Source organism: Bacillus weihaiensis (assembly GCF_001889165.1).
GTDB lineage: Bacteria > Bacillota > Bacilli > Bacillales > Bacillaceae > Metabacillus > Metabacillus weihaiensis.
The window spans coordinates 783,759-809,285 of sequence record NZ_CP016020.1 but is presented as its reverse complement, the minus strand read 5'-3'; the positions used below and the strand labels follow the sequence as shown (position 1 = coordinate 809,285).

The 25,527-nt window shown below is 35.8% G+C and carries 22 protein-coding genes; 10 read left to right on the top strand and 12 right to left on the bottom strand.

Going from position 1 to position 25,527, the window contains the following annotated elements; translation table 11 throughout:
* Positions 1 to 2: 2 nt before the first annotated feature.
* The 4 genes from A9C19_RS03815 to A9C19_RS03800 form a co-directional block, all read right to left on the bottom strand.
* Positions 3 to 971: an ABC transporter permease gene (locus A9C19_RS03815; RefSeq protein WP_072578730.1), complete on the bottom strand. Its 969-nt coding sequence runs from the start codon at positions 969 to 971 to the stop codon at positions 3 to 5.
* A 178-nt stretch (positions 972 to 1,149) separates the two neighbouring features.
* Positions 1,150 to 2,388, bottom strand: a complete 1,239-nt coding sequence (locus A9C19_RS03810; RefSeq protein WP_072578729.1) for an MDR family MFS transporter — start codon at positions 2,386 to 2,388, stop codon at positions 1,150 to 1,152.
* Between the two features lie 244 nt (positions 2,389 to 2,632).
* On the bottom strand, positions 2,633 to 3,397 hold the full coding sequence (locus A9C19_RS03805; RefSeq protein WP_072578728.1) for a DeoR/GlpR family DNA-binding transcription regulator: 765 nt from the start codon (positions 3,395 to 3,397) through the stop codon (positions 2,633 to 2,635).
* 44 nt (positions 3,398 to 3,441) lie between these two features.
* The gene (locus A9C19_RS03800; protein WP_072578727.1) at positions 3,442 to 4,335 is read right to left on the bottom strand and encodes a TetR/AcrR family transcriptional regulator; all 894 of its coding nucleotides are present in this window, start codon (positions 4,333 to 4,335) and stop codon (positions 3,442 to 3,444) included.
* A gap of 206 nt (positions 4,336 to 4,541) precedes the next feature.
* Between A9C19_RS03800 and A9C19_RS03795 the strand changes: the two genes are divergently transcribed.
* From A9C19_RS03795 to A9C19_RS03775, 6 genes are all read left to right on the top strand, one after another.
* A complete protein-coding gene (locus tag A9C19_RS03795; RefSeq protein WP_072578726.1) occupies positions 4,542 to 6,050 on the top strand; it encodes a DHA2 family efflux MFS transporter permease subunit in 1,509 nt (502 codons plus the stop codon).
* Positions 6,051 to 6,310: 260 nt separating this feature from the next.
* Entirely contained in the window at positions 6,311 to 6,634 is a 324-nt protein-coding gene (locus A9C19_RS21460; RefSeq protein WP_145925774.1) for a hypothetical protein, read from the top strand.
* Positions 6,635 to 6,664: 30 nt separating this feature from the next.
* Positions 6,665 to 7,849 (top strand): CapA family protein, encoded by a 1,185-nt coding sequence (locus tag A9C19_RS03790; protein ID WP_072578725.1) that lies wholly within the window; start codon positions 6,665 to 6,667, stop codon positions 7,847 to 7,849.
* A gap of 241 nt (positions 7,850 to 8,090) precedes the next feature.
* The gene (locus A9C19_RS03785; protein WP_072578724.1) at positions 8,091 to 9,593 is read left to right on the top strand and encodes a spore germination protein; all 1,503 of its coding nucleotides are present in this window, start codon (positions 8,091 to 8,093) and stop codon (positions 9,591 to 9,593) included.
* A gap of 8 nt (positions 9,594 to 9,601) precedes the next feature.
* Entirely contained in the window at positions 9,602 to 10,684 is a 1,083-nt protein-coding gene (locus A9C19_RS03780; RefSeq protein WP_072578723.1) for a GerAB/ArcD/ProY family transporter, read from the top strand.
* On the top strand, positions 10,681 to 11,802 hold the full coding sequence (locus A9C19_RS03775) for a Ger(x)C family spore germination protein (RefSeq protein WP_072578722.1): 1,122 nt from the start codon (positions 10,681 to 10,683) through the stop codon (positions 11,800 to 11,802). Before A9C19_RS03780 ends, A9C19_RS03775 begins: the two co-directional genes overlap by 4 nt.
* A 135-nt stretch (positions 11,803 to 11,937) precedes the next feature.
* Here A9C19_RS03775 and A9C19_RS03770 read toward each other — a convergent pair whose 3' ends face one another.
* Positions 11,938 to 12,942 carry an STAS domain-containing protein gene (locus tag A9C19_RS03770; RefSeq protein ID WP_420835806.1) on the bottom strand — a complete coding sequence of 335 codons (1,005 nt, stop codon included), beginning with the start codon at positions 12,940 to 12,942 and terminating at the stop codon, positions 11,938 to 11,940.
* Between the two features lie 185 nt (positions 12,943 to 13,127).
* Positions 13,128 to 15,008 carry a molecular chaperone HtpG gene (htpG, locus tag A9C19_RS03765; protein WP_072578720.1) on the bottom strand — a complete coding sequence of 627 codons (1,881 nt, stop codon included), beginning with the start codon at positions 15,006 to 15,008 and terminating at the stop codon, positions 13,128 to 13,130.
* A 408-nt stretch (positions 15,009 to 15,416) separates the two neighbouring features.
* Here htpG and A9C19_RS22525 point away from each other — a divergent pair, with 408 nt between their 5' ends.
* A complete protein-coding gene (locus A9C19_RS22525) occupies positions 15,417 to 16,172 on the top strand; it encodes a 3D domain-containing protein (RefSeq protein ID WP_072578719.1) in 756 nt (251 codons plus the stop codon).
* A 174-nt stretch (positions 16,173 to 16,346) separates the two neighbouring features.
* On the opposite strand, the gene A9C19_RS03755 is transcribed toward A9C19_RS22525, so the two are convergent.
* From A9C19_RS03755 to glpX, 6 genes are all read right to left on the bottom strand, one after another.
* Positions 16,347 to 17,078 (bottom strand): YwaF family protein, encoded by a 732-nt coding sequence (locus A9C19_RS03755; RefSeq protein WP_072578718.1) that lies wholly within the window; start codon positions 17,076 to 17,078, stop codon positions 16,347 to 16,349.
* A gap of 216 nt (positions 17,079 to 17,294) precedes the next feature.
* Positions 17,295 to 17,624 carry a hypothetical protein gene (locus A9C19_RS03750; protein ID WP_072578717.1) on the bottom strand — a complete coding sequence of 110 codons (330 nt, stop codon included), beginning with the start codon at positions 17,622 to 17,624 and terminating at the stop codon, positions 17,295 to 17,297.
* A 292-nt stretch (positions 17,625 to 17,916) separates the two neighbouring features.
* Positions 17,917 to 18,450 carry a hypothetical protein gene (locus A9C19_RS03745; RefSeq protein ID WP_072578716.1) on the bottom strand — a complete coding sequence of 178 codons (534 nt, stop codon included), beginning with the start codon at positions 18,448 to 18,450 and terminating at the stop codon, positions 17,917 to 17,919.
* A 502-nt stretch (positions 18,451 to 18,952) separates the two neighbouring features.
* Positions 18,953 to 19,165, bottom strand: a complete 213-nt coding sequence (locus tag A9C19_RS21455) for a hypothetical protein (protein WP_145925773.1) — start codon at positions 19,163 to 19,165, stop codon at positions 18,953 to 18,955.
* Positions 19,166 to 19,312: 147 nt separating this feature from the next.
* On the bottom strand, positions 19,313 to 20,011 hold the full coding sequence (locus A9C19_RS03740; RefSeq protein ID WP_072578715.1) for a TerC family protein: 699 nt from the start codon (positions 20,009 to 20,011) through the stop codon (positions 19,313 to 19,315).
* A gap of 980 nt (positions 20,012 to 20,991) precedes the next feature.
* Positions 20,992 to 21,954 (bottom strand): class II fructose-bisphosphatase, encoded by a 963-nt coding sequence (gene glpX, locus A9C19_RS03735; protein ID WP_072578714.1) that lies wholly within the window; start codon positions 21,952 to 21,954, stop codon positions 20,992 to 20,994.
* A gap of 688 nt (positions 21,955 to 22,642) precedes the next feature.
* Between glpX and desA the strand changes: the two genes are divergently transcribed.
* The 3 genes from desA to A9C19_RS03720 all read left to right on the top strand — a co-directional run bounded on the left by desA (position 22,643) and on the right by A9C19_RS03720 (position 25,513).
* Positions 22,643 to 23,641: a Delta(5) desaturase DesA gene (gene desA / locus A9C19_RS03730; protein ID WP_072578713.1), complete on the top strand. Its 999-nt coding sequence runs from the start codon at positions 22,643 to 22,645 to the stop codon at positions 23,639 to 23,641.
* A gap of 142 nt (positions 23,642 to 23,783) precedes the next feature.
* On the top strand, positions 23,784 to 24,902 hold the full coding sequence (locus tag A9C19_RS03725) for a sensor histidine kinase (protein ID WP_072578712.1): 1,119 nt from the start codon (positions 23,784 to 23,786) through the stop codon (positions 24,900 to 24,902).
* An 11-nt stretch (positions 24,903 to 24,913) separates the two neighbouring features.
* The gene (locus A9C19_RS03720) at positions 24,914 to 25,513 is read left to right on the top strand and encodes a response regulator transcription factor (protein WP_072578711.1); all 600 of its coding nucleotides are present in this window, start codon (positions 24,914 to 24,916) and stop codon (positions 25,511 to 25,513) included.
* Positions 25,514 to 25,527: the final 14 nt, after the last annotated feature.

Genomic DNA, 25,527 nt, shown 5'->3' with positions numbered 1-25,527 from the left:
TCCTAATACAGACTATTTCCAGAGATTCTTTTGCTTATGAAATTAGCAAAGACTAATAGAATTAAACCTACCACAGATTTAAATAAACCAATTGCAGTCGTAAAGCTATATTGTGCATTTTGTAAACCTACTGAATAAATGTACGTGTCTAATATATCACCATTTACTTGGTTTAATGGATTCAAGAAAACGTAAACCCTTTCAAATCCAAAATCAAGGAAATTACCTATGTGAAGCAAGAATAAAATACTAAATGTCGGAAGAATAGCAGGAATCGTTACATGTAGCACTTGATGAAAGCGATTTGCTCCATCCACTTTCGCCGCTTCATATAGCTCTGGATTAACACCAGCTAGAGCAGCTAAATAAATAATTGTTCCCCAACCAACACTTTGCCATAAATAGGTTAAAACTAGAATTGGTCTAATATAATCTTCTGATCCCATAAAGTAAATTGGCTCAAATCCTAACCACTCAATGAAGTGATTCACTACTCCAGTAGTAGGAGATAAAATCCCAATAAATAATCCACTAATGATTACCCATGACAGAAAATGCGGCATATAGACAATGGTTTGGATAAGTCGCTTATAAATGACTAATCGTAACTCATTTAGTAACAGGGCGAGTATTAATGGCGCTGGAAACACCAATATATCATAAAAGCTTAATAATAAAGTATTTTTCAACACCCGGACGGAATCAGGATTTGCAAAAAGTGCTTCAAAATGTTTTAAGCCTACCCAAGGACTGTCCCAAATTCCAGCAAAAATATTGTAGTCTTTAAATGCAATGATCGAGCCCATGAATGGTGCATATTTGAAGATAATAAAATACAAAATCCCTGGGATCGAAATAAGATATAACATCTTATGTTTATTAAGCCTAGCTAACGTTTTCTGAAACTTTTTTTCTTCCTTGAACTGAATTGATTGATTAGCCTCGTTTTCTCTAGTTACAGTGCTTTTCATACTCTTCTCTCCTCTCAAGACTTACTCATGTACACGCTTCCAATTTATTGAGTTATCCCCCTTATTTCTTTTTCCTTTCGTAATGTCACAACCGAAATTTCCCATTTCATTGTACTTGTATTTTATCACTCTCTAAGAAAATGAACTTCGGTTACATTTTAGCTACTTTGTGTTTTTTTTAGGTATTGAGAGTAGATGCCTGATCCTTCTTCTTTGTCCTTCCATTCACATAAAAAATAAAAGAGATGACACATCCTAATAAAAATAATACTGTCCATGGAATGAAAGAAAGTCCTGATTGAGCATCAAATACATCATGCAGAAAACCTCCTCCACTATTGCCAAGAAAGCCAGCTATAGCAAAACTCCACCCAGTAAACCCAAAGTAAGTCGCAAAAGACTGCGAATCAGAATAACTTGTAATTAAATGATTCATTGTCGGGGTAACTAGCATTTGACCAAGGGTGAAAACTAACACTGCAAACAGTAGCGACCAAAAACCTTGTGTAAAACCAAAAAGCAATAAACTAGTACCAAGAATCATGGTCCCTAAAGCCATGATGTCGAATTGCTTTATTTTATTCGATAAAAATTGCAATAAGGGAATTTGACAGACCACCATAAAAATAGCTCCCGTCATGTATAGGTACGCAATAAGATCTGTCTCAACACCTATTATTTCAGCTTGTATCGGAACAGAGAGATACAGTTGAACGTTTAGTGCCCACACACCAATGATCAATAAGCAAAATCGAAGAAATTCCGTATTTGTCATAATTTGTTTTACAATTGGGATGAATTCCTGCTTTTTGGTTTCTTCTCCCTTCATTACAGGTAGTAAAAACCAAGAGAGTAAAAACGCCAAAATAAACATGAAAGCCGAACTAAAACAAACAAGCCTAAAATCAAATTGCAGCAAGAACATTCCAATTACTGGGCCTAATATAAACCCAACATTACTTAATGTCTCACGAATACTAAAAATCTTTGACTTCATTTCTTCTGTTGTAATTCTTGCGTATGCTCCAAAGCTTGCTGGATGAAAAAATGCTCCTCCTAAACCTGAAATAAAGGCAGCCATCGCAAATCCTATAGGATGAGACACCATTCCATATAGAATAAAACCCGCTACACGAATACCTACTCCGAGTAGAATAGCCTGCTTATACCCAATCCGATCCGCTATTATCCCACAAAAAAAACGCAGTCCATTCTGCGAAAGGCCACTTATAGCAAGAACCATACCTGTTAATGTAGAGCTCCAATTAAGATGGTTAATAAAATAAACACCTAAAAGGGGGACAAGCATATAAAATCCTATAGACATAACAAGCGTATCAATATACATAGCAATCAAACTAGGATGAAAATAACTCTGTTCTTGTACTTTCTTTTCCGATACCGATGCTTTTGACAAATATCCTCACCCTCTTCTCTTGTTGATAAATATAAATTTTAGCATCTGGTACATATGAAAGAAATTGCTCCTTTTTAGGTGCGTGTTGTTTTTTTTCGTCTTATAGGTAAGTCTTCTCTTTTCCTTCACACAGGTGAAGATCGTCATCGTCTGTTTCATGTTAATTCATGACACTTCCCCCTGTATTTTTCAAAAAAAAGATGACAACGAATAATCATCGTAAATCATCTCAATATCCTTCTATTTAGATTTGTGCAATATGGAGTTGAAATTGATCATTTTCTAACTTCCTCTGTATCTCGTTGCTTAAGCTAGAGTCAGTGACAATGGCATCAACATCTTCAAGTAAAGCAAACTGGATTAGTGCTACTTTTTCAAACTTTGTCGAATCTGCTAGTAGAGTGATATAATCGGAACATTTAATAATATGTTTTTTCCAGTCTGCGTGAATACTATTAAAAACGGATAACCCATGGTCAATTGACACACCTGTTGATCCAAAGAACAGTTTGTTCACCTTCATTCTTACTAACATCTCTGTTGCTTGACTCCCCATTAATGAAGAAGACTGATCTATCCTCATCCCCCCTAAAACCATTAATTGGACATTTCGTTTCTCTAATAAAACGTTTGCAATTTTTATGTCATTTGTAATGACTGTCACCGGAAAATCTCCTAATAGTTTCGCCAAAGCTAATACCGTGCTTCCACCATCCATTAGAACAGTTTCATGAGGTTTTATTTTTTTTAATGCTTCACGTGCAATAGCTATCTTCACCTCATGATGACTTAATTGACGGTCAGCAATTGGCAACATTCTTCCTTCCACATCAAACAATACTGCACCACCATGAACACGTTTTAATAGTCCTCGTTTCTCTAGTAACTCTAGGTCTCCTCTTATCGTTTTTTCTGTAACCTGTAATAGATTACTCAAATCCGATACTTTCACACGTTTATTTTTATCCAACTGAGCAAGAATTCGCTCATGTCGTTCAATTGCAAGCATTCACTCTATCCTCCCATTCTACGATTTTTTTTATAATAAAAGCCCTAATTATCTTTATTTACTAGAAATTCCTTGTAAAGTACAAACTCTTCTCGCTCTTTTAAATTCTTATTCATCGACAAGGATAAGAGTGCACTTTCAATTAAAAACATCCTTGTTTTCTTTGTATTCAAAAATTCTTCATAGATAAAATCAATCAGCTGTAAACAAGTCTCTTGAGTCGTTTGGTCAGAAATAATTTCACTCACACTCTTTTTTAGGTTTTCAGAAAGAGTCGTCATTTTTACTATCTCATGGTTTTCCGAATTCATTAATTCAGGTAACCAAGTTGACAGTAGACTTGGCTCTAAAAGCTGCACCTTTTGTTCTTGGACATCATCAACAATTCTTTTAAGCCTTTCGACACAATAGCGAATAATCTCAGTATGATTAAGCTGTTCACCCTTTACTAAGACATTGTACTGAAACGTGTGCTGTAGCATCCCCATAAATAGGATGGCACAATCTAATAAGTAAGGACGACTGTCTTCTCCAAACATATCTAAAAATCGTTCATACAGCCAACTAATTGTTAAGTATTGACTTCGTTTAATAAAGTCCTTTAAATCTGGATCATTTGAAACATAAACTTCTTCAATGAGCGAGAATAGTTTATTTTTTTTATTGATCTTCATCATTAATGTTACTTGTTGAATGAATACTTCTAAATCTGATAGATTTTCTCCAATTAAAAGTTTATTTCTTTCTTCCTCTAACTTATCCCGTAGTGAACTGAATACTTCCTTAAAAAGTTCATTCTTAGATGAGAAGTAGTTATAGAACGTGCCCTTTGAAATTCCACTGTACTCAAGGATATCTTGTATGGAAGTCGCCTGAAATCCCTTATTTATAAATAGTTCGTGCGCTTTTTTTATTACTTGTTGTTTACGTTCATTCATCTTTTGCTCCCTACTTCATTCTTCACATTTTTTTGATGTATTCGTGCTCTCTTCTATATGAAACATACTATCTTATTTTAATCTCCATCACAATCCTCTCACATCCAATATTCTTTAGTTGCCAAATAGAAAAAAGGGGAGTAAGATAATGTATTAGAATAACTGTACAAAAAAATGAACCCCTAGTTTATATAAGGAGGAACACCATGAAACAATCAAGTACGATCGATAAATCACCCTATGGGATTATTGCAATCCTTTTGGCAGGTGCATTTGTTTCAATATTGAATTCAACATTATTAAATGTTGCTCTTCCATCAATGATGGAGGACTTGAACGTAACGGAAACTACCATCCAATGGCTGGCAACAGGTTACATGCTAGTCAATGGAATTCTCATTCCTACAACAGCCTTTCTCATTCAGAAGTTTTCAGTAAGACATCTGTTTATATCGGCAATGCTATTATTTACTCTCGGCACATTTGTTGCAAGTATTGCAGATAGCTTTCCACTGTTACTAGCAGGAAGAATGGTTCAAGCATCAGGTTCTGCTGTTATGATGCCTTTATTAATGAACGTCTTGCTAAGTAGCTTCCCTGTTGAAAAACGCGGAGGGGCAATGGGTGTTTTAGGATTAGTTATGATTTTCGCACCTGCAATTGGTCCGACTCTCTCAGGCTGGATTGTTCAAAATTATCACTGGCGAACATTATTTTATATGATTCTGCCAATCGCTGTCCTTGTTTTGCTTTTCGCTTTTTTCAAGCTAAAGGATACAAAAGAAAAAGTAAATCTTACTATAGATACTCTTTCGCTCATCTTTTCAACAATAGGGTTTGGAGGTCTACTGTATGGATTTAGTTCAGCAGGTGCCAAGGGCTGGGATGACGTTGAGGTATATGGCACGCTGATTGCTGGAGTCATTGGTTTAATTTTCTTCATACTTCGTCAATATAAGTTAGAGAAGCCTATGCTTGATTTTAGAGTGTATAAGTACCCGATGTTTGCCTTAAGCTCTGTTATTTCCATTACTCTAAATATGGCAATGTTCTCAGCGATGATTTTAATGCCTATTTATCTTCAGCAGTTAAGAGGCATCTCTCCTTTAGATTCTGGCTTATTGCTTCTACCAGGTGCAATTGTAATGGGGATCATGTCACCTATTACTGGGAAACTCTTTGATAAATACGGAGCAAAAGTGCTCGCGATCACAGGATTAGTCATCACTGTAGCTACAACCTTTTCATTCAGTCAACTAACAGAAACAACCGAATACTCGACGTTAATCATCATGTATACGATAAGAATGTTTGGAATGTCCATGGTCATGATGCCAGTTATGACAAACGGATTAAATCAGCTTCCACAACGATTAAATCCGCATGGTACGGCAATGAACAGCACTCTTTCCCAAGTATCGGGCGCAATTGGTACCGCCCTACTTGTATCGGTTATGTCTAGTCGAACTAAATTCCATGCAGAAGAAATGATTGAGTCAGCAAAGGCCACGATGACTGAACAACCTAGTGCAGAAGCTTTAGCTGAAATGCAACACCAGCTAATGATGAAAGCCACACTTGAGGGAATAAACGACTCCTTCTTGGTCTCAGTTTTCATTGCCGCTATCGCATTAGCCTTCGCCTTCTTTATCAAGCGCCCACAGCCTGCTGATGAAAAGAAGAAAGAAGTATCATTAACAGAGGAATTAGTATAAAGAATCATTTAAGAGAAGAGCAAGCTTTCGGTTCTAGAAAGTTGCTTCTTCTCTTTTTTGTTGGTGGGGGGATTGTTTGTTTTTGGTGGGCTACTCTTGAAATGTTGAACAGTTTGCCTATTTTTTGATGTCCTACTCGTGAAAGGCGGCGGCGTTTGATTTTTTTGATGTTCTACTCTTGAAAGGCGAGACGTTTGATTCTTTTTTGATGTTCTACTCTTAAAATACGGGGGCATTTGACTTTTTTTGATGGTTTAGACTTGAATTTCAGGTTCGTTCTCTGTTTTTTGTGTTTTACCCTTGAATTTCACGTACTTCCCGTTACTTCTCACGTTCTATCCGCGATTATGGATGATCTATCCGCGATTTTACACGCTCTATCCGCGATTATGGGTGCTCTATCCGCGATTTTACACGCTCTATCCGCGATTCGGGTCAGTACGACAAATTTCGCTCTTTCGCTCTTTCGCTCTTGCAAATTCCTAATTTCGCTCTTTCACACTGACCTTATACATTTCCGGTCCCCATTCCTAATCTTTTGTCGAAAAAAAGGTTTAGTCAAATCTACTAGTGATAAAATATAGGTACATACTTTATTTTGAGGGTGTATTCATTTGAAAAAGGTTATCATATACATAGCTATTTTTATTGTCATTTTGTCTGGTATTACTTTTTATGTAAATAGTCAGCAAACGAAAAATACGGAGTCTACAATTTTGAAAAAAGGTGTCGAAAATAAACCTCCTTCTTCTCAAATAGAAGACATCCCAAAGCCATTACAAGAACAAGAACAAATACAGAAAGAGGAAAAGCACACAACATCTGCAACAATTGCTGCCATTGGAGATATTTTGATACATGACCGAGTCTACGAGCCTGCTAAATTAGAAAATGGGGAATATGATTTCATGCCTTATGTAAAAGAGGTTCAGCAATTAACAGAAAGCTCTGATCTTACCATTGCCAATCAAGAAACGGTGATTGGCGGTCAGGAGATTGGGTTATCTTCCTACCCATCCTTCAACAGTCCATTCGAGGTTGGGGATACCCTCAAGGAGATTGGTATTGACGTGGTTACATTGGCAAACAACCATACATTAGATCGTGGTGAAAAAGCTATTAAAAGCGGTATTTCCCATTGGAAAGAGCTTAATATGGTTTACACTGGCTCTTATGAATCAACTGACGACCGTAACAAAATTCGAATAATAGATAAGAACGATATTTCTTTTGCCTTTTTAGCTTACACCTATGGGACCAATGGGATCACCCCTCCTAAAGGTAAACCTTATTTAGTAAATTATATTGAAGAGGAAACGATTCGGAACGATATCAAAGAAGCAAAAAAGAATGCTGACATCGTTGTAGTGAGTCTTCATTTTGGTAAAGAATATGAACGGATGCCAAATGACTTCCAAAAAAATGTTGTAGCTTACACTGCTAACGCTGGTGCTGATATCATTATTGGACATCACCCACATGTCTTGCAGCCAATGGAATGGTTTGAGCGTGAAAATGGTGAGCGAACTTTTGTTGCATACTCGCTTGGAAATTTCTTATCAGGACAAACTGAAGATTACAGAGACATTGGTGGCGTCATGCAAATAACAGTTGAAAAAACCCTAGAAAATGATAAAGAAACAATTACTATTAAGAATCCCGTTTTTGTACCTACCTATGTTAACGAGAACTATTTTGTCTCGCCACTCGAAACTGAACCAAATATGCAGAAGCTCTACAAGGAGATAAAGTCACATATGAATCAATGGCTACCTGAGCTACAATTTTCACTACATTAGCATGCACTCACCTTTTGTGCATGTGATCTTAGACTGAAGCCAAACTTAAGCCTTCAGTCTTTTTTCCACTAGAGGTGATTTCCTTTTCAAAGCATCCCCTATTTTTAAAAATTCCCCACCTCTTTTCATTCAAAAACTTCATTCTTCAAACAAAAAAATCCTACCTTACCAACTTTATGAATAAACCAAACTTTCTTGACAGAAGATAAGGAAAGCTCATTAAGCATTGTGAGGTTTTACCATGAATATCATCTCAGGTCTTCGCCACTTAATTTTAAAGCCAGCTGAAAGTAACTCAGAGAATGAGGATTCTCCTGATCAACCTAAACACACCACATTAAACGACAAGTTAGATTTCAATCATATTGCGAAACAGTTTGACAACAGCTTAGATATTATTAATAGAGAAATGTATGTTAATGGAGTTCGATATTTATATTTTGAGGAATTAGTTGATCAAAATATGGTCAATCAATTTATTCAACAATTGAAGGATCAAGAGGCAGACGATGTAGAGGCATTTATTAAAAACTCAGACCTAGAAGAAATCTATTCCAATAAAGAAGCCGTTATTGAAGTGTTAAATGGTAATTGTGTAGTTGATCATGGAGGTAAAGTGTATTACTTATCAGTAAGTGATGGGGAAACACGCTCCATTCAAGAATCCGAGACAGAGTCCGTTATACTTGGACCTCATGAGGCATTTATTGAATCGAGTAAAGTGAATTTATCTCTTATTCGTAAGAAAATAAAAAGCTCCCACTTAAAAGCTGTAAAGTTAACAGTTGGTGAGGTGACGAAAACCAATGTTATTCTTGTATATTTAGAGGATATTGTTCAACCTACCCTTGTTCAAGATCTAAAGGATCGAATAGCTGATGTTGAAGTGACTGGAGTTTTAGACACAAATATATTAATTCAGTTAATTGATGATAATCCTTTCTCTCCTTTCCCTCAATACTTTACAACAGAAAGACCAGACGTAGTAGCTTCTAAATTATTGGGTGGTAAGGTCATTGGTTTAGTTGATGAAAGCCCTTATGCATTTTGTGCACCTGTAAGTTTCTTTGATTTTTTTCAGTCTGTTGATGATTACAGTCAACGCTGGCTTACGGGCACATTTATTAGGTTACTTAGATATTTTGCCTTATTAATTACGATCTCATTTACTGCTATTTATGTATCTGTCACTACGTTTCACTATGAGATGATTCCACAGCCATTACTAGCCAGCCTTCTTGAATCGAGAAGTAAGGTACCTTTTCCACCGTTAATTGAGGCATTATTCCTAGAAATTGTTATAGAGCTATTACGGGAAGCTGGCGCACGTTTACCTACTAAAATTGGACAGACAATTGGGATTGTAGGGGGAATCGTCATTGGTCAAGCAGCTGTGGAAGCAGGGATAACAAGCAATATCTTAATCATTGCAGTAGCCGTTTCGGCGATTTCTTCTTTTGTTATTCCAAATTATACGATGAGTGCATCCATTAGAATCTTGCGTTTTTCTCTTATTTTATTGGCCGGTTTTTGGGGGAATATTGGCTTAGTCTTTGGAATTGGTTTATTCATTGTTCATATAACGGGTCTTACAACCTTAAAAACACCTTATTTCATCCCAGTTTCACCTACATTTTTTTCTGATTGGTTAGATTCTCTTGTGAGAGCTCCATATATGTACGTTAAAAACCGCCCTCATGAAACGAATACCAAAAATGATGATGTAAACAAAATGAAAAAGTAGGAGGACTTATGAAGGAAAAACTCCATCCCTTTCAGGTTGCAATTTTGATATATATGATCCAGTCAGGTGTGACACTATTTAGTATACCTCGCTTGACTGCTGAAACGTTTGGGATGAATGGGTGGGCTGGACTGATCATTATTTTTGTTGTTGTGACCATTAATCTCTTCTTAATTGCACTTGTTTACAAGTTTGGGAAGGGCAAATCAATTTTTCACATTCTTGAGCAAGTTTTGCCGTTTTGGCTAGTCGTTCCTTTCTATCTTGTCATAGCCACGGCATTTATCATTTTCGCCATTATGGTCACGAAAAAATATATTTTCATTTTAAAGATGCTTTTTTATCATGAAACACCTGTATATATGTTTATGGGTATGGCTATTACCCTTTGTTTCCTTATGCTAAAGGGCACTATTTATCATATTGCAAAAACAACAGTCGTCTTATTTTTTATGACCATATGGACAATGTTCCTGCTTGCCTACCATATACCAGAATTTAGTTTCACAAGACTCACCCCATTCTTCTTCAAAGGAGAGACAAATCTAATTGAGGGTGGCTTCAATATTTTCACCGCTTTTTTAGGCTATGAACTTGGCTTGCTTCTTTTTCCATATGTCGAAAAAAACTGGACTAAAGGTCTTTATATTGGAAATAGCATCACATTTATCATTTATTTTTCCGTAACCTTCATTTCCTTCGGTTTCTACAGCTTTAATCAATTATTAGAGGATATGTATCCTGTTATTACTCTATTGGAATTTATTAAATTCCCTTTTATTGAACGTGTAGAAAATTTAATCTTTTCCTTATTTGCTTTAAAAGTTCTAATCACAATTGTGATGTACTTTTGGGCAGGTCAAGAAGTACTACAGCATACGCTAAAACGTGTTAAACGCATTTTTATTACTTGTATTGTTCTTATTTCAGGTTATCTCATTTCCCTCATTCCTAATATTATACGAGAGGTCGATATGTGGTTAGAGGCGTTCACCTATATCATTACTGGCTTCGCTATTATTACCCCTCTCATTCTTCTTGCAATTATTGGAGTGATAAAGCTGAAAAATAAGGAAGGTTCTTCATCATGAAACAAGTTATCCTAAGTATATTTATTTTACTTTTTAGTACTGGCTGCGCCTCTAATCAAATTATTGATGATTTAGCTATGATTGACACCGTCACATACGATGTTTCTGAAGATGAAGAAAAGCCGATCACCGTAACGATCAATTTCCCTACTGTTAGTGGAGAAGGTACCGTTCATTATGATGTGCTATCAACTAATGCAAAATCAAGTAAAGATTCTAGAATGACCTTATCAAACGAGACGAATTTAGAAATTACAAGTGGTCAATTAAATGTATCTATGTTTGGAGAAGAATTAGCAAGACAAGGCATAGATGATATATTAGATACCTTTATGAGAGATCCAACTCTTGGTCCTAGAGCTTTTTTTTGTGTAACAAAAGATAAAGCAGCTACCTTCCTTTTTCAGAAGCAAAAAGAAGGGCCAGATACCTCTAAATATATTCGAACTTATTTAGAGAAAAGGACCCTTGAAAAAGAGTCGCTCAATTTTACAGCTTTTCAATTTTTAAGAGATGTGTCAGATGATGGGGTGGATCCCTTCTTACCATATTTTATTTTAGAAGAAAATCATATCTCCCAAGAAGGATATGCTCTATTCAAAAAGGATAAATTCATCAGCTCAATTTCTCCTGAAATGAGTGCTATCCTATTCTTTCTTCGAAAGGATGTACCAAAAGGGACAATGAGTATCGAAATAAAAGCAAATGATGAAAATGAACAGGAGAAGAACTCTTTCCCCATACAGCTTGTTTTTAATTATAGCAAGTCAAACTTTGACACGGTCTTAGAAATGAAGAAGGATCAACCTATATCGGTGGAACTGAATATTCATTTAGAGGGAAGTGTCCTAGAATACACAGGTGACGAACTATTGGATGAAGAAAACGTTCAAAAAAAGCTAGAGAAAGACGTGGAAACATACTTTACAACGAAATCACAGGAATTCTTTACACTTACCCAAGAACTTGGCGTAGACCCACTCGGAATCGGGGCACTCATTCGCAATCAACTCACCTACGAACAATGGAAACAACTGAACTGGGACGAAACGTACCCTACAATAAAATTAAAAGTCACACCAAAAATGGAGTTCATGAATACAGGACAAGCGAAGTAGGTGCCTGTCCCCACTCGGTTTTTGTCGAATACAAACTGAAAACCCTCAAGCTCATAAAAAGAGCTGAGGGTAGCAATAAACAATGTGGTACCACTTTGTTTCCATTAATAATGTATGACTACGAAAACAGCCTTTTTAAATGAGCTTCCTTCCCATTTGCGCTAAACTGAAGTGAATTCCGTGTTGCAGAGATTGAAAGCAATCGAACTGGGATAGGTTAATTCCTGATTTGGTAATAGCTAGACTTAATTCAGGAGATATCCCTACTAAGATTGTTTTAGTTCCAATTAAAGAAGAAGTGGAAGCGACTTTTTCAATCAGGCTTACCGAATACTCATTCATATCCTTATCTAAACCCGTTAAATCTAATATAAGATAACTTGCTTTATAGGTGGGTAGATTATGTAGAGTGTTAATAACTAGTTCGTCTGCTCGGTCCATATCATACTTCCCAATTAAAGGAACAACGACGATCCCCTCTAAAACCGGAATGACTGGTGACGACAGCTTCTTAACTAACTCCTTCAGTTCTCTTGTTTTCTCCTCAACAAGATTTTCTAGCATGGTTATCTGCTCTGATTCTTTTCTTCTTGCTAATTCGTGAATATTCTTCGTAATCGAGACGTCTGAAGGAAAATATTCAACAACGGTATAGTCATGGCCTTCCATTTGCTGTTGAGTAATGGTATACCAAATACGTGTATTAAATAAACCTGTGAAAATCCCTGCAAAATGGGCAGGAAAGAAGTTACCACCTTTTGTTTTTTCCTGAGCTACATTGATTTTGTATTCCCATGTATCTTTCATATAAACAGTCAATGTTTTTGTTTCAAAATTTAAGTCTTTAATAATGATTTTACCCCAACCTGCTGAAGCATAGGTCGCTGTGATGGCATCTGCTGCTTGACTAACGCTTAGTTCCTTCATCTTCTCAAAGTACTCACCAACCACAAGTCCTTGTCGAAATCCTGTTGTCTCAAACACTAAATTTGATGCCTCTTCACCTGAAATCTCTTCTATCGTATCTAAAAATGATTTCATTGCTGTCGAAATCCAGAAAAGAACCGCATCATCTCCCTCAAACTTAAAACTCCCCTTTTCTAAATCCCAGCTAAAATCAAGTCCACCAACATTGATCACGTGCCTTTCACTCCCCAAATTTTGTCGATAAAAAAAAGAATTCTTGAATTATCCTCCCCAAATCTTTATGGCAAGTTCATTTAAGTGTTCGTATCTAACTTGCGATTAAGATCATATCTATATTTTTAAGAAAAAAGCAGCCTCAATATATATGAAGCGTATTGAGGCTGCTAAAATGATTCAACTTAAACCATTACTTTACACATGTTATTTGTAAATTCAACTGGATCTGAGATTGGCAAACCTTCAATTAACAATGCTTGATTGTATAGAAGGTTCGTATATAAGGCAGCTTTTTCTTTGTCTGTCTCAAATGCATGTTTCAACGAAAGGAATACTTCGTGATTTCGGTTAATTTCAAGCACCTTATCTGCTTTCACATTTTGGTTATCAGGCATTGCACTTAAAATTTTCTCCATCTCAATTGTCACTTCACCCTCAGTTGATAAACAAACAGGGTGCGTTTTAAGGCGTTTTGAAAGACGAATATCCTTCACCTTATCAGAAAGAATAGATTTCATATAATCAAACAACTCTTTATTTTCCTCTTGCTCAGACTCTACATTCTCATCATTTTCCTCTGATTCAATTCCAAGATCGCCACTAGAGACAGATTTAAACTCCTTCTCTTTGTACGACATAAGCATCTTAATCGCAAACTCATCAATGTCTTCTGTAAAGTACAGAATTTCATACCCCTTCTCAGATACAACCTCTGTTTGAGGTAATTTATCAATTCGTTCAATCGATTCACCTGATGCATAATAAATATACTTCTGTTCTTCTGGCATACGAGAAATATATTCATCAAGCGAAACCAATTTCTTCTCTTTTGAGGAATAGAACATAATTAAATCTTGCAGCATTTCTTTATTCGCACCGAATTCACTATACACACCATACTTTAGCTGGCGTCCAAACGCTTTATAGAACGTCTCATATTTTTCACGATCGTTTTTCATTAAACTCTTAAGCTCATTCTTAATTTTTTTGCTAATATTCTTCGCAATAAATTTGAGCTGACGATCATGCTGAAGCATTTCACGTGAAATATTTAATGAGAGATCCTCAGAATCCACCATACCCTTCACAAAACTAAAATGATCAGGTAATAAATCACTGCATTTATTCATGATTAGAACACCATTTGAATAAAGCTCTAAGCCTTTCTCATACTCCTTTGAGTAATAATCAAACGGCATATTTTCTGGGATATACAGAATAGATTGGTAACGTACTGTACCATCCACACTAATATGAATATGTTTAAGTGGCTGATCAAATCCATAATGTTTTTCTTGATAAAAATTCACATAGTCTTCATCTGTTAATTCTGCCTTATTTTTTCTCCAAATCGGCACCATACTATTAACCGTTTGCTCTTCAACATAGGATTCCAATTCTTCTTCATTGTCTTCCTTAGGTCTTTGTCCTGACACATCCATCTTAATTGGATAGCGAATAAAATCTGAATACTTCTTAATAATGGATTTTAGTGTGTATTCTTCTAAAAATTCATCATATTGATCATCTTCTACATTTTCTTTAATTTTTAACGTAATTTCTGTCCCAACTGTGTCCTTTTCAGCTGGTGTAATTGTGTATCCATCTACACCTTTTGAATGCCACATATAGGCTTCTTCGCTGCCCAATGCTTTACTGACAACAGTTACTTCATCTGCAACCATAAATGCAGCATAAAAACCAACACCAAATTGCCCAATGATGTCATGTCCATCCTTTGCTTCATTTTCTGTTTTAAACTGTAGGGATCCGCTTTTTGCGATTGTTCCTAAGTTCGTTTCTAAATCTTCTTTTGTCATACCAATTCCAGTATCCACAATAGACAATGTGCGAGCTTCTTTGTTTGGTACAACTTTTATGTAGTATTCATCTTGATTAAAGGTTAGAGACTCATCAGTTAATGCTTTGTAGTAAATCTTATCAATTGCATCACTTGCATTTGATATCAACTCTCGTAAAAACACTTCACGCTGAGAGTAAATGGAGTTGATCATCATTTCTAATAGTCTTTTGGATTCTGCCTTAAATTGCTGAGTAGCCATTTTTTCCTCTCCTTTTTCCATATTCTCTACTATTTTAGCACTCTGAGTAGTTAAGTGCTAACTCTAATTTTAATATCATATCCTACAAAAACTGTCAATATTTCTTCGACTTTGTTGCTTATCTTTATGGGAATCTCCCACCTACAGATTGCTTCCATCCTCTACAAGAACTCGCATCTTTATTATTTAGCTTATGGTAAAGCTACTCTGACCTGAAAACTTCTCCATTATTCTCCCAAAAAATCCATTATCTTGGCTTAATTCCTTTTAATGGGACAGTTTGTAACACTTCTATTACATGTTTGTAAAAACGTAAATAAACTGTTAACTGCTTGTTCTTTTAATATTCATTTCTCGTGGTAAGATGAATGCATTGATTAGCTACCATGCTAACAAGGAGGTTATAAAATGAAAATGAAATTACTAGCATTTGTTGCTGCAACAGCTTTTACAGTTGGATTTTCATCAAATGCAAACGCGGAAGAAATAGAAGTTAAAGCTGGAGACACACTTTGGGATATAGCAAATGAAGAAGGAATCACTGTAGATACATTAATTAAATGGAATAACCTAGATGATTCCCATTATATCATACACCCAAATGATACATTATTACTTCATGAGATTCATGTTGTCGAAGAAGGTGAATCACTTTGGGATCTAGCAAAAGAATATAATGTGTCAGTTGATGATTTAGTTCAATGGAATATGCTTGAAACGGATACCATTCAACCTGGCAGTGAGCTCATTATAAAAAGCGATAGAGATAAAAAGCAGATAGAAGACGATGGTAAAAACGTTAGCACGGTTGCTCAAGCAAGTACAGAGGTGAAAACAACATCATCTGGACAAGCCTCTGAATCAAAATCAACAGCAAAAGAGTTAACAGTCACTGCAACAGCCTATACAGCAAGCTGTGAAGGCTGCTCAGGAACAACAGCGATAGGCATTAATTTACTTGAAAACCCTAATCAAAAGGTCATCGCCGTAGATCCTAATGTTATCCCACTAGGTTCTACAGTCCATGTTGAAGGCTACGGTAAAGCAGTTGCCGGCGATACAGGTGGTGCAATAAAAGGAAATAAAATCGACTTATTTATGCCATCTAAATCAGATGCGATCAATTTTGGCCGAAAAGAAGTAAAAGTAACAATCATTGATTAAGAAAAAAACTAAGACACGAACGCGACCCTAACTTATGTCGCGCTCGTGTCTTTTTCTTAGTTGCTTTGAAAAATTTTATGCAAACGGATGATTTCGATTAGCTAGTAGGGTGTAAAAATTAACACATTGGATTTCCAATGACAACAAGTTACCGATACGAAAGCCATCTTTTTTCTATCCTTGTTTCACTTTCCCTTCCATTTTTTCATAAAAGAAAAACGGTAGATATAAGAAAAGAAATGTACTAATCGCAACCAGCTCCAATGGAATCATATACCAAGGCCAAGGACCAAAGTAATCAATCATTGTTGGATTAACTGGCTTTCTCACAACATACATATAATTGCCACCAATGAAACGATTGATTACATAAATTAGAGCAGCATAGCCGTTCAACCAAAAAAATGCCTTCCAAACAGAACGGAAATTTGGTCGATATCCGTTCACAAAGACCATAAATAAATTGGCAATGACCGTTCCACCATGTGAAATAAAAAAATGAATATACCGATAATGAGGAAAAACATAGCTACTTATATCAGGCGTAAGCATGGCTTGCAATGCACTCCCTACTCCTGCAAAAAATGTAAATTCAAAAAGGGAAAATTTTTTCGTTAGTAATAAAATGGCCGTTAAAACAAGCGTAATACTACTAAGATGTAATGGAAGCGAATGAACATACGACCATGAATCATACCATACTAACCAAATATGTAAGCTGATTTCCGATACAAGTAACGTACTAAACAGAACATATCTAGCTATTTGATTAACCTTAGGATCCCTTAAACGCTTACGAAAAAGAACAATCCCCATAATCACAGCCAAAAATATTCCTAAAGTAAAGATATGTTCAATTGAAAACAAAATAAAGACATCATCCGTATCAGGTGTAAATAAATGCATCCAATCTCCTCCATACCCTCAATCTACCATAGAAACGAGCTCTTCTTCACTTTTTATTTGCCTATTTCTATAGACGGGTGCTTTTGATTGAACTTCGATAAGGAACCCCTTAGAGGTCATCTTGTAGATTGTGTAATATTTATTCTACAAAAAAAAGTCTAGGATCTTCCCCAAACTTTCCTCATCATGCTTCCGAATGGACGGTTGGCAACATGATTACGTGTTGCCATAGTATTCAGCTAAGTATAAAAATCCATATTTTCTCACAAGAAAGTTTCTAAGTTCACCTTGTGTTGCTTTTTCAATAGGAGGTTCTGTTAAAGTGTACGCTTTTGCATTCATGTCAACAAACTTATCTTTGTCTACTTTGTTATGGTAATCATCTTCAACAATTCCAGATGTCAGTGCCGCTTTGGGGTACCCCATGAAAAATACATGAGTCCTTACTGCCATGCTCGGGTTTGAGTTTACTAATAAAAAAATAGTTACTAGTGCTATAATAAAAACGAATTCTTTCTTCATTAGCCAATTTTTCCTCGTATTCATTACCTACATCCCCCATTAACCACCGCTAACTTTTTTGCCTCTTTTGTTGAAGAACGGAATTTCCACTTTTCTATCCTCTACTAACCCGCATGTCTTTCCACGAAATAGACTAAAAAGCACCCCTCATTCACTAGATGACACTTCAACTGTCATGATGTAATTCGGGATGCTAATGGCTGACTATTTACTTTTTTTGGACAACGTAAATATAAGTAAAATCTGCTTAACTAATAAGCTAAATGTTTCTACTTAGAAACGAAACTACTACTTATAATAAGCTGACTTTTCCTAATTATCCGTTAACCTCTGTACCTAAGCTAGATGGATTTAACCCTACACTTTCAAAAGCTTTCCCCATTTTTTCGTCAGCAGATGTAAATGTTTCGTTTGCTGCATCTAATGAAGGCTCTTCTTTCTTTAACTCATCTGCTTTAGCTTGATAAGAATCCTTAAGTTCTTGTACAACTGCTTCAAGGTCTGCTTTTTGGTCAGCTAATGCTTCTGGAATTTCTACACTATCTAAATCTGATACAACTTCCGCTGCAGCTGCTTCAGCACTAGCTTTCATTTCAGCAGTAGGTGGTTCCTCTGTTCCAACTGCCGCTTCGTATGCATTTAACTCTCCATCTTTTTCATTGATTGTCTTTGACACTGTCATGTAGAACTGCATCATTGCGCTTTTCGTCGCTTTTTCTGTATCTTCACTGTTCGTTGTTTCAGTTGCTGTTGTTTCCTCTTCTTTTCCTTCTGTCTCACCTTCATTAGAGCAAGCCGTTAAAGCAAGCGTTAACATTAATGCTAATAATAATAACCATCGTTTTTTCATTTTGTTTATTCCCTCCGTTTTTTTACCATATGTACTTGCGGAAATATATTGTTATGATTTTACAAATTATATAAATATTAACAATATTTCTTTCCACCTATGTATTATAGATTTAATTTTAGTGTTTATCAACCATTATTTCACAAAAACATTCAAGCCCTACTTAGTCCCTATCCTCATTCAATTACATTACCTTCCTCTGCCAACTATTAGACGAATTGAGTAAAAAAAAAGTTTCATTATTAGTAGTAGACGCTTTATTTTTTGTAGTGACGCATAATGTGAGTGCGAATTTAATAGCTTAGAGGCATATAGAAGTCTGTTTCTATCACGAAACTCTAGTAAGAGGTGAAATGAACTACTATCTGTCATAGCAAGATATTAGCTATTAAAATATAACGATCATGATACCGTATCATACTTACTTGTGGACTATCTCATAATTTGCAGGTTTCACAGAGACTTCTTACATCCTGGATTGAGCATCAATATTAGAGGAATATTAAATTAGGTAAAGTGAGAAACCAGAGGCAGTATGGGCACGATCGAAATTTGTCGTACTTGCCCGAATAGCAGATAAGACGTGCAGAATCGCGGATAGAGCACCTAAAATCGCGGATAGAGCAACCATAATCGCGGATACAACACCTAAAATCGCGGATACAGCAACCATAATCGCGGATACAACACCTAAAATCGCGGATACAGCAACCATAATCGCGGATACAGCTCAAAAAAAGACCAATACTAGAGGAAATCTCTATAAATATAGCTTTTCCCGCTCACTACCACTACTAGGCAATAAAAAAACCGTTCAAATAAGAACGGTTTTTCCTATATTCCTCTGAAAATAGTAATTTTATTAATTAGAAGATCCTGTTTTTAATAAAACGACTTCTTCTTTTTTATCTAGTGCTTTAGCTTTCACATATCTTGCTGTTAAGATAACTCCTGCAACAACTAAAACTTCAAAGCCATATTTAACAAAAGCGTTGGCAAAAATGCCACTTAAGAAGTTTTCACCGACAATCATCTTAGAAGCTGTCCAAGCTAAAATACCTGAACCTATTGTCACGATAATTGGAAAACGGTCAATCCATTTTAAAATAAGGGTACTTCCCCACATCACAACAGGAATGGAAATGAGCAGGCCGATAATAACCAATGTCATATTTCCGTGTGAAGCACCGGCAACAGCTAGTACATTATCAAGACCCATCAGTGCGTCTGCAATGATAACCGTACGAATGGCTGCCCAAAAGCTATCTCCTGCTTTTACATCGCTGTGACCATCATCATCCACAAGTAATTTATAAGCAATTACAACTAACAGTAACCCACCTACTAAATGTAAACCTGGTATATTCAATAGCCAAACAACTGCGAGAGTTGCGATGGTTCTAATAAGAATTGCTCCTAAAGAACCCCATAAGATGACTTTCTTTTGTTGCTCCTTTGGTAAATTTCTTGCTGCAAGCCCAATTAAAATGGCGTTATCTCCAGCTAACACTAGATCAATAACGACAATAGCTAAAAGTGCGGAAAGGAATTCCATCTCCATACTATGTACCTCCTATTCTTTTTCATCTTCGCTTAAAACTCTTATACTTAGAACATTTCTGCACATATGATAAGAGCTTTAAGAGAATACAACCCAAAAAAAAGAGACCTTTGCCATAGTGGCAAAGGTCTCGCTAAGCACATAACTATATGCCAACAAAGCCGATGAACAAAAGTTCATGTATTGACGACTTTGTTTCAGGTTGAACCTGACGCTACTCCCCTTTACGTTGGAAGTTTATTTTGGATTCTAATGATTAGTTTATTATACGCTACACTAAAATGTATGTCTATTGTTTTTCCTCAGAACTACTTTTCGATTCTTCCGTTTTGTTCATTATGAACAGCATGTAGCTATTATTTAGTACATTAACGATAATTTTTCTTGAGCGGACCTGGTCGCCTCTCGCAAGTAGCATGTGTAATGATGCCTCAGATGAGAGATTCGCGTGATCTCCTCTTGATGCACGATTTACGCCTCTGTTTACGTCCCTACAGTTGAGGTCGTTTCAGCTTTTTTATTATTAGTAATGCTTCCGTATAAAGTGGCACCTCCACCAACTATGACAACTAATACAAGTAACGTAATCATCCATTTTTTATGATTCCTTCTCACAAATATAGATTATGGATAAGCCTCCAATGTGCCAGGACACCTCAAAGGAAAAAATCAGAGTGTTTGTTATCTACTAAGATTCTTTTCTAACACTTTATTTCTATTTTACTAGTAACTTCAAAGGAGATAGCCCTCTTTCACACATGTAAACCAAGTAAACAAGAAAGAGAGGAGCTACTTTCTCTATACAGAGAGAAAAACCTTATATTAAAAGCGGACATCTGACACTTAGGATTTTTCACAAAAGCAACAATCTATACGAAAAAAGCTTTAATATTGGCTTTAAAATAGAGAAAGCGTGAATTCGCTGTGAATTCACGCTACTATCCTGATATATTTTTTTCCCTAAAAGTACTAAGGGAATCTTATTTAAATACTAAATTCGGTTTTTTGTTTAAACTATGTCGACCATCTATAAATCTAGCTGTTCCTGATTTTGCTCTTAATACCAGACTTTGAGTTGTCCCAATTGAGCCTTTAAATTGAACTCCTTTTAATAGCTCTCCGTCAGTAACACCTGTAGCAGCAAAAATAGCGTCATCACCAGCTACTAAATCATCCATCATTAAGACTTTATTTACATCAAGTCCCATTTTCACACATCGCTTCATTTCCTCATCATTATAAGGAACAAGCTTGCCTTGTAATTCTCCGCCTAAGCATTTTAACGCTACAGCTGCTAGTACACCTTCTGGCGCTCCACCTTGACCTAAAAGTAAATCAACACCAGTATGATCAAAGGCGGTATTAATCGCACCAGCCACATCTCCATCGTTAATTAGCTTAATTCGTACTCTTAAATCACGTAACTCCGCAACTATTTTTTCATGCTTAGTACGATTTAAGATCGTTACCACAACATCTTCTATATCTTTATTCTTAGCTCTTGCAACAGCTTTAATATTGTCAATAAGAGGAGCATTAATATCAATTTGTCCTACAGCCTCTGGACCTACCGCAATCTTATCCATATACATATCTGGAGCATGAAGTAAATTGCCATGATCGGCAACAGCGATGACAGCTAGGGCATTCCATCCTCCTGATGCTACGATACTTGTTCCTTCTAATGGATCTACAGCAACATCCACTCTTGGTCCATAGCCGTTTCCAAGTTTCTCTCCGATATAAAGCATCGGCGCCTCATCCATTTCCCCTTCACCTATAACCACAGTTCCTTTCATCGGAATTGTGTCAAACACATCCCTCATCGCCGTTGTTGCAGCATCATCAGCTTCGTCTTTCTTTCCTCTTCCCATCCAGCGAGCAGACGCTAAAGCTGCCGCTTCTGTTACACGAACTAATTCCATTGATAAGCTTCTTTCCATTTACATAACTCCCCTTTACATTCTTTTTTCTAAGAAAAGAATTTTTCTCTCTTCTGTTTAAAGGTGATGATCATGATTGTCTTCTTTCCTCATCAAAACTTAGTACGAATAAAGCCCTTTCATTTTCCATTGTTCTTATTATAAATAAAAATTTAAAGAATTTAAAGGTATTAGTATAACTTTATTTGAAATAATGTTATTCTTTTCCTCCAAATCTTCCGCTTTTGTTTAAATCTAACAGATTTTTCTAAATTTTTAAATAAAGACTACTTTTAAATTTTTTTTATTTTCCAATGAATACAATCTGCAAGTGAGGTACGCTATATTGCTCTACATAGAAGAATTAACATTATTCTCGAGCCAGCAATAATCTCTCAATGTGCAAAGGTCTACTTATACTTTTTAACTAAAAACAAAATCTTTTAAAAAGGCATTAAAAACAAGTTTTTTTCATTGAATTTTTGGATATGTTTTATAGAGAAACGTCCATCTTTTTTATGTTCTTCCTATTAAAAGAAGCATTATATCTTACTTTTTCTAAGATTTATGACATTTGTCATACTCTCTGCATGACACCTATGTCTACACCTTTCATTAGAAGCACGATATACTTTCATTAGAAGCACGATAGAAAAGTAAATTCGCCATAACATTCTTAATCTAGACAGACATAGAAGGGAATTTTAATATGAGTAAACAACTACAAAGGAATTTAAAAAAACAAGTTTCTCCATACGAAGGTCCAGACTTAAAATCAAGTATTACACAGCTAATCACGACGTTTATTCCATTTCTACTTCTCTGGTTCCTTGCGTATCAAAGCTTAAGTATTTCTTATTTTATAACATTGCCCATTACCATTTTAGCAGCATTCTTTCTCGTTAGGATGTTTATTATCTTTCACGATTGCTGCCACTACTCATTTTTCAAAAATAGGACAGCCAATAAAGTGGTAGGTACGATTACTGGAATCTTCACGCTTTTCCCTTTCAGCCAATGGCAACATGATCATTCCATTCATCATGCGACAAGTGGAAATCTTGATAAAAGAGGAACAGGTGACATTTGGGTTTTAACTGTTGATGAATACTTAGCACAACCATTATGGGGGAAAATCAAATATAGACTTTACCGTAATCCATTTATCATGTTTGGCTTAGGTCCAATCTATCAATTCTTAATTAAAAATCGATTTAACAAACCTGGTGCTAGACGCCCTGAACGTATAAATACTTACTTAACAAATGTAGCAATCGTTGTATTAATTGCTCTATTCTGTTGGTTACTTGGTACCGTTCCATTTTTATTAGTTCAAGTTCCAATCTTTTTAATCTCAGGATCAATTGGAATTTGGTTATTCTATGTGCAGCACACATTTGAGGACTCTTATTATGAAAAAAATGATGAATGGGAATATGTCATGGCTGCTGTGGAAGGTAGCTCCTTTTACAAGCTTCCAAAATTCCTACAATGGCTATCTGGTAATATTGGCTATCACCATGTACACCATCTTAGTCCAAGAGTACCGAATTACAAGCTTGAAGACGCTCATAATAATACACAGCCACTTCAACACGTTCCGACGATTACATTATCAACTAGCTTAAAATCACTAAAATTCCGTCTATGGGACACACAGGCTAAAAAATTTGTTGGATTTAATCAATTATCTAAACTACAAAAATAAACACCAATTAATTGAGGATAAAGTTTTGATGATTTCATTTTTTAATGCAGCATCTACTCTTTATCCTCTTCATCTATTCTATTGAAATATATGGTAAAATAAATTCTATAGAATTAGTATATTTTAAAGTAGGGTTACTATTATGAAGAGAAAAATACTACAAACTCAAAAACTAAATGGACTTTCTCCTTATATATGGGCATTTTTAAGCATCTTACCGTTTTATTTTATTTTTCAATCCTCCTCAACAGCTGAAGTAATTACAGGAATTATTCTAACAGTCTTATTTTTTATTACCTTAAGATATGCTTTTCTCGCTAGGAAATGGAGAGTTTATGTTTTAACCTGTGTTCTCATTGGCATTTCCTTTACATCGACCTATTTATTTAATTATTTCTATTTTTCCTTTTACATCGCATATTTTATAGGAAATATTAAAAATCGCTCTGGTTTTCTTACTTTATATATAGTCCACCTAGTCAGCGCGGCAGTTGGCATTAATTTTAGTATCGTTCTACATGAGGCACTCTTTTTGAAACAACTACCCTTTGTTATTATTAGTTCCTTAAGTACCGTCTTTCTCCCCTTTAGTATTTACAATAAGAAAGAACGAGATCAGCTTCAGGAAAAGCTTGAGGATGCTAATAAACGTATTTCTGAATTGGTCATTTTAGAAGAGAGGCAGCGCATAGCGCGAGATCTCCACGATACATTAGGACAGAAGCTTTCGATGATAGGCCTTAAGAGCGATCTAGCGAGGAAAATCATCCAAAAGGATCCAGAGCAAGCCAAGAACGAAATGAAGGATATCCAACAAACTGCACGAACCGCCTTAAATGAGGTAAGAAAAATGGTATCGCAAATGCGTGGAATTCGTTTAAAGGAAGAAATGATTCATGTACGCAAAATTGTAGATGCAGCGGAAATCAACCTCACTACAGAAGGAAGTATCGCTTTATCAAATGTCCCTTTACTAACAGAAAACATCTTAAGTATGTGTTTAAAAGAAGCTGTTACAAATGTTGTAAGACACAGTGAAGCAACAACTTGTCATATTTCCATTAAACAAACTGAGAATGATACTAGTATTGTTGTAAAGGACAACGGCATCGGGATCGATACAGAAAACTTCACTAAAGGTAATGGGCTCTCAGGTATGAAGGAACGGCTAGAGTTTGTGAATGGCCACCTTGAAATAACGGCAGATCAAGGAACAACGTTACAAATAATTGTACCGAATATTGTGAAACAGATAGATTAGGAGTGTTATGGATGATTCAAATAGTCATTGCGGAAGACCAGCAAATGTTATTAGGAGCATTAGGATCATTACTAAACCTTGAGGATGATATGGAAGTAGTCGGAAAAGCGACAAATGGGGAAGAAGCCTTAACGCTTGTTCAAAAGCATCAACCAGATGTGTGTATTATGGATATTGAAATGCCAGGTATGACAGGATTAGAAGCAGCTGAAAAATTGAAAGATACAGACAGTAAAGTGATTATCCTTACTACCTTCTCACGCTCTGGTTATTTCCAAAGGGCATTAAAAGCAGGTGTTAAGGGGTATCTTCTTAAGGATAGTCCAAGTGAAGAATTAGCCAGTTGTATACGAGATATTATGTCCGGAAAAAGAATTTATGCACCAGAATTAATGGATGATGTTTATAGCGAAGAAAATCCCTTAACCGAACGAGAAAAAGAAGTTTTAGAACTAGTTGCCGACGGACTAAATACGAAGGAAATTGCTGATCAACTAAGCCTTAAAACAGGAACAGTTAGGAACTACATCTCAACGATCCTCGAAAAGCTTGATGTCAAAAATCGTATAGAAGCCATTACTCAATCAAAAGAGAAAGGCTGGTTTAAATAATAGTAAAGAGGATG

Bases quoted from the DNA above. Each gene is read 5' to 3' on its own strand.
- A9C19_RS03815 (WP_072578730.1), bottom strand. From the start codon at position 971: ATGAAAAGCACTGTAACTAGAGAAAACGAGGCTAATCAATCAATTCAG.
- A9C19_RS03805 (WP_072578728.1), bottom strand. From the start codon at position 3,397: ATGCTTGCAATTGAACGACATGAGCGAATTCTTGCTCAGTTGGATAAA.
- A9C19_RS03800 (WP_072578727.1), bottom strand. From the start codon at position 4,335: ATGAATGAACGTAAACAACAAGTAATAAAAAAAGCGCACGAACTATTT.
- A9C19_RS03795 (WP_072578726.1), top strand. From the start codon at position 4,542: ATGAAACAATCAAGTACGATCGATAAATCACCCTATGGGATTATTGCA.
- A9C19_RS03785 (WP_072578724.1), top strand. From the start codon at position 8,091: ATGAATATCATCTCAGGTCTTCGCCACTTAATTTTAAAGCCAGCTGAA.
- A9C19_RS03780 (WP_072578723.1), top strand. From the start codon at position 9,602: ATGAAGGAAAAACTCCATCCCTTTCAGGTTGCAATTTTGATATATATG.
- A9C19_RS03775 (WP_072578722.1), top strand. From the start codon at position 10,681: ATGAAACAAGTTATCCTAAGTATATTTATTTTACTTTTTAGTACTGGC.
- htpG (WP_072578720.1), bottom strand. From the start codon at position 15,008: ATGGCTACTCAGCAATTTAAGGCAGAATCCAAAAGACTATTAGAAATG.
- A9C19_RS22525 (WP_072578719.1), top strand. From the start codon at position 15,417: ATGAAAATGAAATTACTAGCATTTGTTGCTGCAACAGCTTTTACAGTT.
- A9C19_RS03755 (WP_072578718.1), bottom strand. From the start codon at position 17,078: ATGCATTTATTTACACCTGATACGGATGATGTCTTTATTTTGTTTTCA.
- A9C19_RS03750 (WP_072578717.1), bottom strand. From the start codon at position 17,624: ATGAATACGAGGAAAAATTGGCTAATGAAGAAAGAATTCGTTTTTATT.
- A9C19_RS03745 (WP_072578716.1), bottom strand. From the start codon at position 18,450: ATGAAAAAACGATGGTTATTATTATTAGCATTAATGTTAACGCTTGCT.
- A9C19_RS21455 (WP_145925773.1), bottom strand. From the start codon at position 19,165: ATGGTTGCTGTATCCGCGATTTTAGGTGTTGTATCCGCGATTATGGTT.
- A9C19_RS03740 (WP_072578715.1), bottom strand. From the start codon at position 20,011: ATGGAGATGGAATTCCTTTCCGCACTTTTAGCTATTGTCGTTATTGAT.
- glpX (WP_072578714.1), bottom strand. From the start codon at position 21,954: ATGGAAAGAAGCTTATCAATGGAATTAGTTCGTGTAACAGAAGCGGCA.
- desA (WP_072578713.1), top strand. From the start codon at position 22,643: ATGAGTAAACAACTACAAAGGAATTTAAAAAAACAAGTTTCTCCATAC.
- A9C19_RS03725 (WP_072578712.1), top strand. From the start codon at position 23,784: ATGAAGAGAAAAATACTACAAACTCAAAAACTAAATGGACTTTCTCCT.
- A9C19_RS03720 (WP_072578711.1), top strand. From the start codon at position 24,914: ATGATTCAAATAGTCATTGCGGAAGACCAGCAAATGTTATTAGGAGCA.